We start from the raw sequence: 10,599 nt of genomic DNA on the forward strand, positions 1-10,599 counted from the left end.
CAGACCCCGGCTTCGACACCCTGGCGCTGCACGCAGGCGCCGCGCCCGACCCGGCCACCGGCGCGCGGGCGGTGCCGATTCACCTGACCACCTCCTTTGTGTTTGAGTCCAGCGACCATGCGGCCAGCCTGTTCAACCTGGAACGCGCCGGGCACGTCTATTCGCGGATCAGCAACCCAACCAATGCCGTGCTGGAGCAGCGCGTGGCGGCACTCGAAGGCGGCATAGGCGCGATAGCGACTGCCAGCGGGCAGGCCGCGCTGCATCTGGCGATTGCCACGCTAATGGGCGCGGGCTCGCACATCGTGGCCAGCACCGCGCTGTATGGCGGCAGCCAGAACCTGCTGCACTACACCTTGCGCCGCTTCGGCATTGACACCACCTTTGTGCAGCCTGGCGACATAGCCGGCTGGCGCGCCGCCGTGCGGCCCGACACCAAACTCTTTTTTGGCGAAACCGTGGGCAACCCGGGCCTGGAGGTACTGGACATTGGCACGGTCTCCAGCATTGCCCACGACGCGGGCGTGCCGCTGCTGGTGGACTCGACCCTGACCTCGCCGTGGCTGATCAAGCCTTTTGAGCATGGCGCCGACCTGCTCTACCACTCGGCCACCAAGTTCTTGAGCGGCCACGGCACGGTGATAGGCGGCATCGTGGTCGATGGCGGCTCGTTTGACTGGGACCGGTCGGGCAAATTTCCGGAACTGACCGCGGCCTATGACGGCTTTCACAACATGGTGTTCAGCGAGGAAAGCACGGTCGGCGCCTTTTTGCTGCGCGCGCGCCGCGAGGGCCTGCGCGACTTTGGCGCCTGCATGAGCCCGCATACCGCCTGGCTGATTTTGCAGGGCATCGAGACCCTGCCGCTGCGCATGGCGCGCCACATGGGCAACACCGAAAAAGTGGTGGCATTTCTGGCCAGCCACCCGTTGGTCGCGCGCGTCGGCCACCCGATGCTGGAATCGCACCCCAGCCACGCGCTGGCCCAAAAGCTGTTGCCACGCGGCGCCGGCTCGGTGTTCAGCTTTGACCTGAAAGGCAGCCGTGAGCAGGGCAAGGCCTTTGTGGAAACCCTCAAGGTGTTCAGCCACCTGGCCAATGTCGGCGACTGCCGCAGCCTGGTGATTCACCCGGCCAGCACCACCCACTTTCGCATGACGGATGAGGCGCTGGCCGGCGCCGGCATCACCCAGGGCACGATCCGCCTGTCGATCGGGCTGGAAGACCCGGACGACCTGATCGACGACCTGAAGCGTGCGCTGAAGTCTGCCGAGAAAGCAGGAGTCTGAGCATGTACCTCAGCGTCAACGGCCACAACACCTATTGCTACACCGGCGGCAAGGCGTTCGATGCCGCCCTACCCAGCGTGGTCTTCATCCACGGCGTGCTCAATGACCACAGCGTCTGGAGCCTGCAAAGCCGCTACCTGGCCAACCACGGCTGGAACGTGCTGGCCGTGGACCTGCCCGGCCACTGCCGCAGCGAAGGCGAGGCGCCGGCCAGCGTCGAGCAAGCGGCGGATTTTGTGGCCGCGCTGCTGGACGCGGCCGGCGCCAAGCGCGCGGCGCTGGTCGGCCACAGCTGGGGCTCGCTGATTGCGCTGCAGGCCGCCTCCACACTGAAGGATCGCGTCAGCCACCTGGTGCTGGTGGGCACGGCGTTTCCGATGAAGGTGTCGCCCGCGCTGCTCGATGCCGCGCTGAACGAGCCGATGAAGGCGCTGACCATGATCAATGTGTTCTCGCGCAGCACGCTGTGCGCGCCGCCCTCGGCGCTGGGGCCCGGCACCTGGGTCTATGGCGCCAGCATGGCGCTGGGCCGCCGCGTGCTGGCCAGCAACACGCAAGTCAATGTGTTTCACCGCGGCTTCAAGGCCTGCGACAGCTATGCCAACGGCGAAAACGCCATGGCGCAGGTGAGCTGCCCGGTGCTGTTTTTACTCGGCGCGCAAGACCAGATGACGCAGCCCAGGGCGGCACGGCTGCTGATCGACAAGGCTCAAAGCAGCGGCCTGGCGGTGCAGGTGCTGAGCCTGCCGGTCGGCCACCACCAGATGACGGAGGCACCCGAGCAGACGCTGATGGCGATCCGGGATTTTTTGCAGACGTGACATGCGGGTCCCGTTGGCCCCGTGCGCCCTGCAGCGTTGGCCTGCGGTGAAACCGCTTGCTATAAAAAGAGGAGCGGTATATTGGCGTTATACGTGGGCTACAGGGCTATTTGACGCCTGAAATCGATAAATTTCCGGATTTTGGAGTGCTCCGGGCAGCGGTTTCTGCCCTGCGGGTTGAAGGCAGGTTTTGCCGGCGCCGTTTTCTGCGGCCCGATCAAAGCCAGCGTTCAGGCCAATCAGGCAAGGCGGCGACCAGCCTGGCCGTGACCGCCGTGTGCGACGCCTTGCGGGCGTCGGGCGCTTGCAGCGCACCCAAGAGGCGCACCAAGGTTGGCGCCTGCGGCGTCAGCGGACCCAGAAACAGCACGCCATGCCGGTCGGCCACCAGCAGGGTGGGAAAGGTCTCGATGTCCAGGTCACCGACCCAGTCGGCCTGGTCTTCAATGTCCAGCCAGGCAAAACGGGTGCCAGGAAAGTGACGGGACTGCCCGCCCGTCTGGCCGGCCACCTGTTCAAACACCGCCCGGTAGTCGCCGCACAGATCACACCAGTCGGCGCAGAGGCACACCACCCAGGTGCTTGCGGCGGTGTCGCCCGGGGTTTGAGGCGGCAATGGGATCGCTGGGGTCATCTGGGGGCAGGCAGGTGGATGGGCCAATGAGGGATGAAACCCACTATGGCAGGGGCCGGGCGCTTGCCATATTATGGTCGGCAAGCCAAGCACCCCACGAGCAGGAGACCCGTCATGCCTAACGCCAGTTCCGCTTCGGCCGCCACCGCTGCTGGGCCCGTTGACCCGCGCAGCTTCAAAAGCTTTGCCGAGTTTTACCCCTTTTACCTGAGCGAGCACAGCAACCGCAGCTGCCGCCGCCTGCACTTCATCGGCTCCAGCCTGAGCCTGCTGTGCCTGGCCGCGCTGGTGCTGACGCGCAACCCGTTGTGGCTGCTGGCCGGCCTGCTCTGCGGCTATGGCTTTGCCTGGGTCGGCCACTTTGGCTTTGAGAAAAACCGGCCCGCGTCCTTCAAGCGCCCGCTCTACAGCTTTATGGGGGACTGGGCAATGTACCGCGACATCTGGGCCGGCAAGGTCAAACTCTAGGAACTTGGTTTACAGCACCTGGCGCAGACTGAGCGCGTCCCAGCTGGCACGGCTCCACAGCGGCAGCGTCGACTCGGTTTTGTCCAGCAGCAGTTGCTGCATCAGCGGCTCCAGCGGCGTCGTGTCAGGGTTGGCCAGCAGGATGTAGCACGACTCCTGGCCATCTTCTTCGACCAGCTGTCCGACCCAGCCCAACCCGGTCAGCACCTCCAGCACCGGCTCCAGCTGCAGCACGTCCACCTGCAGCGCCTGCGCCAGACTGGAGGCACCGCAAGCCCGGTTGGCGCCATCGCGCGGGCGGTGCAGCTGCTGCAGCAGCTCCAGCGCCAGCTGAAACTGCCAGCCGTGCCCGCCCCCGCGGCGCGCCACGCCGGCCATCAGACTGGGCAAGTACGCCGCAATCACCGCGCCCATCAAGACGATGACCCAGGCCACATAAATCCAGACCAGCAGAATCGGCAAGGTGGCAAAGGCGCCGTAGATCATCGAATAGGTGGACACGTTGCTCAAATAAAGGCTCAGCACCTTTTTGGCCAGCACAATACCGGCCGCCACAAACACGCCGCCGGCCCAGGCATGGCCCCAGTTGACGTAGGTATTGGGCACATAGCGGTACATTGCCGCCATGCCGCCCGCCACCAGAAAAAACTGCACCACATCCAGCAAAAACCGCAGGCTGGCGGGCATGGCGCCGACCAGCCCGCCGGAGGCCGACAGCACGTAAGAGGTCAGCGCCAGGCTGGCCGCCAGCAGCAGCGGCCCCAGGGTGATGGCGGCCCAGTAAATCAGCACCCGCTGCGTCAGCGAGCGTGTCTTTTTGACGCGCCAGATGCCGTTGAGCGTGCGGTCTATCGTCAAAATCAGCGCAATCGCCGTAACCAGCAGCACCGCCAGGCCCGCCACCCCCAGCTTGTTGGCCTGGCGGCTGAACTGGTTCAGGTAGCCCAGCACCTGCCGGGCAATGTCGTCGGGAATCAGGCTTTGCACCAGCCAGGCCTGCAGCGCGCCCTGCAGCTTGGAAAACATCGGAAAGGCTGTAAAAATGGCCAGTGCCACGGTAAAAAAAGGCACCAGCGCGATCGAGGTGGTAAAGGTCAGGCTGCTGGCCGTCAGGCCCATGTGGTCTTCACGAAAACGGTCGCGCAGGGTCAGCGCCGTGTGGCGCCACGGAAAATGCGACAAGTCTGACAATAAGACTTGCAGGGATTGCTGAAATTTCATCCCCGGTATCATGCCTCAGACCTATTCCCTCCTCACATGAACAAAGCAACGCAAATTGACCTGACCCGCTGGCTGGCCGCGGGCAGCCTGATCGGGCTGATAGCGCTGGGCCTGGCCTGGGAACTGTGGCTGGCGCCGATTCGCCCCGGCGGCTCGCTACTGGCCCTGAAGGCACTGCCGCTGTGCATTCCGCTGGCCGGTATCCTGAAAAACCGCATGTACACCTACCGCTGGGTCAGCCTGCTGGTGTGGCTGTATTTCACCGAGGGCGCGGTGCGCGCCTGGAGCGACCGCCCGCCGGGCAATTACCTGGCGATGATCGAAGTCGTGCTGTGTTTGCTGCTGTTTGTGGCCTGCGCGCTGCATGTGCGGGTGCGGCTTAAAAACCCGACACCGCTGGCCGCGACCGGTGCGGGTGCGCCATGAGCCAGGCCGGCCTTCTTGACGCCCTGCGGCAGATTGTCGGCGCCGCGCAGGTGCTGTCCGACGGCGACCTGAGCGCCTGGGAGCAGGACTGGCGCAAGCGCGAACGCGGCAAGGCGCTGGCCGTGGTCAGGCCCGGCACCACCGCCCAGGTTGCGGCCTGCGTCAAGGCCTGCGCGGCGGCAGGCGTCAGCATCGTCACCCAGGGCGGCAACACCGGGCTGGTCTGCGGCTCCACACCCGATGCCTCGGGCCGGCAGCTGGTGCTGAGCCTGCAACGCATGAATGCGGTGCGCCAGCTGGACGCCGCCAACCTGACGGTGACGGTGGAGGCCGGCTGCATTTTGCAGAACCTGCAGGACACGGCCGATCAAGCCGGCTTTCTGTTTCCGCTCAGCCTGGCCGCCGAAGGCAGTTGCACGATTGGCGGCAACCTGGCGACGAACGCCGGCGGCACGCAAGTGCTGCGTTACGGCAATGCACGCGATTTATGCCTGGGGCTGGAAGTGGTGACGGCGCAGGGCGAGGTCTGGAATGGCCTGTCGGGTCTGCGCAAGGACAACACCGGCTACGACCTGCGTGATCTGTTCATTGGCAGTGAAGGCACGCTGGGCATCATCACCGCCGCCACGCTCAAGCTCTACCCGCAACCGGCCGCGCAACTCACGGCCTGGGCCGCCGTGCCGTCGATGCAGCATGCCGTGACGCTGCTCGGGCTGGCGCACCAGCATCTGGGGGCTGGCCTGACAGGGTTTGAAGTCATGGGCCAATTTGCCCTGAGCCTGGTCGCCAAAAACTTCCCGCAGCTGCGCGTGCCGCTCTATGAAGGCAGCGCATTTTGCGTGCTGCTCGAAAACTCCGATACCGAATCTGAAAGCCACGCCCGTGAGCAATTCGAGCGCCTGCTGGAAACCGCTCTCGAACAAGGCTGCGTGAGCGATGCCGTGGTGGCCGAAAACATCGCGCAGGCGCACCAGCTCTGGCACATCCGCGAAAGCATTCCGCTGGCGCAGGCCGAAGAGGGCCTGAACATCAAGCACGACATCTCGATTGCCGTCTCGCGCATTCCGGAGTTTGTGGAAGCGACCGACGCTATCTTGCAGCAAGCCCTGCCCGGCGTGCGGCTGGTGAACTTTGGCCACCTCGGTGACGGCAACCTGCACTACAACGTGCAGGCGCCGGCGGAGGGCGATGCCGCAGCGTTTTTGCGCGACCATGAAGAAGAAGTCAATGCGCTGGTGTATGACTCGGTGGCAAGATTCGGTGGCTCCATCTCCGCCGAGCACGGCGTCGGCAGCCTCAAACTCGGCAAGCTGGAGCAGCACAAATCGCCGGTAGCGCTGGGCATGATGCGCGCCGTCAAGCAGGCGCTGGACCCGCAGAACCTGATGAATCCGGGGCGGGTGATTCGGGTTTGATGCGGCGTCAGGCATGATTTCCTGCAGCACACCCGTCAACCCCGACTAACCAGGCGTCGCACCATGGCCACCACACCCCAGCTCACCTTTTTCCACTCCCCCAATACCCGTTCCTCCGGCGCGCTGATTTTGCTGGAAGAACTGGGCGCCGACTACCAGCTGCATGTGCTCAACATGAAAACCGGCGAACAGCGTCAGCCGGCCTATCTGGCAGTCAACCCGATGGGCAAGGTGCCTGCGGTTTTGCATGGCGACGCATTGGTCACCGAGCAGGTAGCCGTATTCTTGTACCTCGCTGACCTGTACCCCGAGGCCAGGCTGGCCCCGGTGATTGGCGATCCGCTGCGCGGCCCCTATTTGCGCTGGATGACGTTTTATGGCTCCTGTTTTGAGCCTGCCGTGGTGGACCGCTCCATGAAGCGCGAACCCGCCGCACCGTCCACCTCGCCTTACGGCGACTTTGACACGATGTTCAAGGCATTGACGGACCAACTCGGCAAGGGCCCCTATCTGCTGGGCGACAGATTCACTGCGGCGGATGTGCTGTGGGGCACCGCGCTGACCTGGACCACGATGTTTGGTCTGGTGCCGGAAACACCGGTCACGCGCGCCTACATGGACCGGATCAATGCCCGCCCCGCAGTCGCATGGGCGCGGCAAAAAGACGCGGAACTGGCTGCAACACAGGCTCCGCCGGTCACACCAACGACAGACCCGGCAGTGTTTTCAACGCCCTGAAAGCCAGACTCAGCCAGGTATCTGAATGAATCGTGCGCACGATATAATGTGCATAAACCATGCACGTCTCCCAAGGAAATCCCATGCGCACTACCGCCAAAGCCCCAAAGCGCCCGGTCAATCTGTCGATCAACGCGCGCACGCTGGAACTTGCCAGGGAATTGGGCATGAACATCTCGCAAACGGTGGACACGCTGCTTGCCGATGAAGTCCAGCGCCGCTACTGGGAACAATGGAACGAACGCAACAAGGACGCGATTGACGCCTACAACGCCCGCATTGCCGAAGAAGGCCTGCCGCTCGCGAAGTACCGTAGCTTCTGACGGCCCCCGACATGGCCCGCTTTGATGTCTACATGCATCCCGATGCAGTCTTGCGCAAGAAAACGCCGTATTTACTCGATGTGCAGAACACCCACATCGACCGCATTGCCACCCGCGTTGTGCTGCCAATGCGCTCTGCAGATTTGTTCGACCAGCGCATGAGCAGTCTGAACCCACTTTTTGAGATCGCTGGCAGGCAGGTGGTTCTCGACACCGCCGCCATGGCGGCCTTCCCCGCGGCGGAGCTGAAAAATCCGGTACTCAGCCTGGGCGCGCAGAGCGAAGCCATCGTGGACGCACTCGATGTTTTGTTTGGAGCCTATTGACATGCCGACCTCACCCTTATCCCAATCACCGGCTTTACGCCCCATCCGCTCCCAGTACGAAGACTTCATGCGCCATGTCGACACGCACGGCGCCCTCAAGGCCGACCGTACCGGCACCGGCACCAAAAGCGTGTTTGGCTACCAGATGCGCTTTGACCTGAACGAGGGCTTTCCTCTGGTCACCACCAAAAAGGTTCACCTCAAATCGATCGTGCAGGAGTTGCTGTGGTTTCTGACGGGCTCCAGCGACAACAACTGGCTGAAAGCGCGCGGCGTGACGATCTGGGACGAATGGGCGCGCGAAGACGGCGACCTGGGGCCGGTCTATGGCGTGCAGTGGCGCAGCTGGCCGACACCCGAGGGCGGCCATATTGACCAGATCAGCGAGGTCATCAAGACCCTGAAAACCAACCCCGATTCGCGCCGCATCATCGTCAGCGCCTGGAATGTGGCGGATCTGAACAAAATGGCGCTGATGCCCTGCCATGCCTTTTTCCAGTTTTACGTGGCACCGGCCACGGAGCCGGGCGGCAAGGGCAAGCTCAGCTGCCAGCTGTACCAGCGCAGCGCCGACATCTTCCTCGGCGTGCCCTTCAACATTGCCAGCTACGCCCTGCTCACGCACATGGTGGCGCAGCAGTGCAATCTGGACGTGGGCGACTTCATCTGGACCGGCGGCGACTGCCATATTTACAGCAACCACCAGGAGCAGGTGGTGCTGCAGCTTGGCCGCGCGCCCCTGCCCTACCCGACGCTGCAGATCAGGCGCAAGCCCGAGTCGATCTTTGTCTACCAGTTTGAAGACTTCGAGTTTCTCAACTACCAGCACCATCCGGCCATCAAGGCACCGGTGGCGGTTTAGGCGGGCGCGAGTCACCCCATGCACATCAATATGATCTGGGCCCGCGCCGCCAACGGCGTGATTGGCAAGGACAACGTCATGCCCTGGCACCTGCCAGAAGACATGGCGCATTTCAAGGCGCTGACCCAGGGCTGGCCGGTCATCATGGGGCGCAAGACCTGGGACTCGCTGCCGCCCAGGTTTCGCCCGCTGCCCGGCCGCGTCAATATTGTGGTGACGCGGCAGGCCGGCTGGCAGGCCGCCGGCGCGGTGCCCGCCGCCAGCCTGCCAGACGCGCTCCGGCTCAGCGCCAATGCGCAGGAGGTCTGGGTCATGGGCGGCGCGCAAATCTACGCGCAGGCCGAGCCGCTGGCGCACCGCATTGAAGTCACTGAAATTGCACAGGACTTTGAAGGCGATGCCTACGCCCCCGCGCTGGGCGCCAGCTGGATTGAAATGGCGCGCACGTCCCACACATCGACAAACGGGCTGGCATTCAGCTTCGTCACTTACACCAGAACCAAGGAAAAATAATATGTCAGGCGCAGGATTTCACGTACACGGACCCCACGACCACGAGCTCGAACACGCGGCCCAGGGCCACGACAGTGCCGGCCACGGCGGCGGCGGGATGATTGCCCAGATTGCGGTCGTCACGGCCATCATCGCCACGGTTGGCGCCCTTTTTTCGTACATGGGCGGGGCCACTCAGGCCAATGCCGGGCTGTATAAAAACACCGCTGCCATCAAGAAGACCGAAGCGGCCAACCAGTGGAATTTCTTTCAGGCCAAGAGCACCAAGCAGTCGCTGGCCGAATTTGCCCGCGACCTGGCACCCGACGACAAAAAGGCCGGCTACCAGAGCAAGATCGAGCGCTACGAAAAAGAAAAGAGCGACATCAAACTGGCGGCCGAAAAGCTGGAGTCCGAGGCCACGACCTGGGACAAATCGTCGGACGAACAGATGCACCAGCACCACCGCTGGGCGCAAGCCACCACGGTGCTGCAGGTTTCCATCGCGCTGGCGGCCATTGCCCTGTTGACGCGCAAGCGCTGGCTGGAATACGGCATGTTTGCTTTGGCCGGCGTCGGCCTGATCCTCGGCATCCTCGCTTTGCTACATATTTGATAGCTGCTCGTGTGCGTATTACCTGGGCTGGAGCCATAAAACCATGAAAATAGCGACCTGGAACATCAATTAGCGTCCCATATAGGCCCAAGAAATCCCGCTAAAAAAGTAAAAATTCCATATAAATCAATTACTTATCAACCACACCATCCCATAACGGTTCTTTGAAGTGCGGCCAAAGTGGGTAGCTAGTCGGCCCTGCAAAATTCATTTTTCACTCAAATCAGGCAACGACCAGCCTGCATCAAGCCTGCACCATCTTCGCGTGAGCAGTTTGCGGCTCATAGACGACATACCGAGTGGCGAACGATGTCATCCAGCGCGTCAAAAGTAGGGCAAACAAAAAGCCTGTAATGCCCAGGCGCACTACGGCCCGCATCAGCCAGCGCAGGTTGTAGCCCACCGCGCAGCTGAGCGCGTGCAACGCGTCGCCCATGCTGCCTTTGAGCCAGCAGCGGTTCATTCGGTAGTCGGCCTTGAGGTGCCCGATGGCCGGCTCAACGGCCTGGCGGCGCTTGAGCAATTTGCGCTCGTGTTTGCTCATTGTTTTGTAGCGCCCCCGGTGAATGATTTCAACACCCGGGTTGGCCGCGTCCACCTCTTTTCCACGGTAGCCCAAATCAACAACGACCTGCTTGGGTTTGACCCCAATGTCTTCGAGCAAGATGGTGCTCTGCTCGACCTGTTCGGCCAGCGTGTGGCCGTCCCACGGATTGCCGGGAAAGCTCCTGGCGCCCACCATCAGCCCTTGCTTGTGAGTGATGGCAACGCTCACCTTGACACCGAATTCGTAGGGCTTGCGCGCTTTGCAGGCCGATTTGGCACTAAGGCTACGCTGATTAAGGTCCACGGCAACCGAGCGTGAAGCGTTACATGACGATGAAACAACAGACCCTTGCCATGGCAGCAGACCAATCGGGCTACGAGCAGTACCGCAAGCCTACGCGGCGAGAGGAGTTCTTGAAGAC

General features: G+C 62.9%; 13 protein-coding genes and 1 pseudogene. 11 read left to right on the forward strand and 3 right to left on the reverse strand.

All coding sequences use genetic code 11. The features are described from left to right. Together RMO23_RS02175 and RMO23_RS02180 are read left to right on the forward strand one after the other, a co-directional pair. Positions 1-1,289, forward strand: a 1,289-nt coding sequence (locus RMO23_RS02175) for an O-acetylhomoserine aminocarboxypropyltransferase (protein ID WP_309678457.1), incomplete at its 5' end; no start/stop codon positions are given. 2 nt (positions 1,290-1,291) lie between these two features. Then, the gene (locus RMO23_RS02180) at positions 1,292-2,110 is read left to right on the forward strand and encodes an alpha/beta hydrolase (protein ID WP_309678458.1); all 819 of its coding nucleotides are present in this window, start codon (positions 1,292-1,294) and stop codon (positions 2,108-2,110) included. A gap of 217 nt (positions 2,111-2,327) precedes the next feature. Here the strand turns inward: RMO23_RS02180 and RMO23_RS02185 are convergent, their stop codons facing one another. Then, positions 2,328-2,744 (reverse strand): thioredoxin family protein, encoded by a 417-nt coding sequence (locus RMO23_RS02185; RefSeq protein ID WP_309678459.1) that lies wholly within the window; start codon positions 2,742-2,744, stop codon positions 2,328-2,330. 114 nt (positions 2,745-2,858) lie between these two features. Here RMO23_RS02185 and RMO23_RS02190 point away from each other — a divergent pair, with 114 nt between their 5' ends. After that, the gene (locus RMO23_RS02190; RefSeq protein ID WP_309678460.1) at positions 2,859-3,212 is read left to right on the forward strand and encodes a DUF962 domain-containing protein; all 354 of its coding nucleotides are present in this window, start codon (positions 2,859-2,861) and stop codon (positions 3,210-3,212) included. Between the two features lie 9 nt (positions 3,213-3,221). Here RMO23_RS02190 and RMO23_RS02195 read toward each other — a convergent pair whose 3' ends face one another. After that, positions 3,222-4,433 carry a YihY family inner membrane protein gene (locus tag RMO23_RS02195; RefSeq protein ID WP_309678461.1) on the reverse strand — a complete coding sequence of 404 codons (1,212 nt, stop codon included), beginning with the start codon at positions 4,431-4,433 and terminating at the stop codon, positions 3,222-3,224. Positions 4,434-4,469: 36 nt separating this feature from the next. On the opposite strand from RMO23_RS02195, the gene RMO23_RS02200 reads away from it, so the two are divergent. From RMO23_RS02200 to RMO23_RS02235, 8 genes are all read left to right on the forward strand, one after another. Further along, positions 4,470-4,859 carry a DUF2069 domain-containing protein gene (locus RMO23_RS02200; RefSeq protein WP_309678462.1) on the forward strand — a complete coding sequence of 130 codons (390 nt, stop codon included), beginning with the start codon at positions 4,470-4,472 and terminating at the stop codon, positions 4,857-4,859. After that, positions 4,856-6,274, forward strand: coding sequence for an FAD-binding oxidoreductase (locus RMO23_RS02205; RefSeq protein ID WP_309678463.1), 1,419 nt, complete (start codon positions 4,856-4,858; stop codon positions 6,272-6,274). The genes RMO23_RS02200 and RMO23_RS02205 overlap by 4 nt, the downstream gene beginning before the upstream one ends. Positions 6,275-6,337: 63 nt before the next feature. Further along, the gene (locus RMO23_RS02210; RefSeq protein ID WP_309678464.1) at positions 6,338-7,012 is read left to right on the forward strand and encodes a glutathione S-transferase family protein; all 675 of its coding nucleotides are present in this window, start codon (positions 6,338-6,340) and stop codon (positions 7,010-7,012) included. Positions 7,013-7,095: 83 nt separating this feature from the next. Beyond that, positions 7,096-7,335 carry a type II toxin-antitoxin system CcdA family antitoxin gene (locus RMO23_RS02215; protein WP_309678465.1) on the forward strand — a complete coding sequence of 80 codons (240 nt, stop codon included), beginning with the start codon at positions 7,096-7,098 and terminating at the stop codon, positions 7,333-7,335. Positions 7,336-7,346: 11 nt separating this feature from the next. After that, complete coding sequence (locus tag RMO23_RS02220; protein ID WP_309678466.1) at positions 7,347-7,661, forward strand: CcdB family protein; 315 nt, start codon at positions 7,347-7,349, stop codon at positions 7,659-7,661. Position 7,662: 1 nt separating this feature from the next. Next, positions 7,663-8,523, forward strand: a complete 861-nt coding sequence (locus RMO23_RS02225) for a thymidylate synthase (protein ID WP_309678467.1) — start codon at positions 7,663-7,665, stop codon at positions 8,521-8,523. Between the two features lie 18 nt (positions 8,524-8,541). After that, a complete protein-coding gene (locus RMO23_RS02230; RefSeq protein ID WP_309678468.1) occupies positions 8,542-9,036 on the forward strand; it encodes a dihydrofolate reductase in 495 nt (164 codons plus the stop codon). 1 nt (position 9,037) lies between these two features. Further along, a complete protein-coding gene (locus RMO23_RS02235) occupies positions 9,038-9,631 on the forward strand; it encodes a DUF4337 domain-containing protein (protein WP_309678469.1) in 594 nt (197 codons plus the stop codon). Positions 9,632-9,875: 244 nt separating this feature from the next. Here the strand turns inward: RMO23_RS02235 and RMO23_RS02240 are convergent. Next, positions 9,876-10,439, reverse strand: a pseudogene (locus RMO23_RS02240) (transposase); the annotation flags it as partial. Positions 10,440-10,599: the final 160 nt, after the last annotated feature.

This window comes from Polaromonas sp., assembly GCF_031411155.1.
GTDB lineage: Bacteria > Pseudomonadota > Gammaproteobacteria > Burkholderiales > Burkholderiaceae_C > Polaromonas.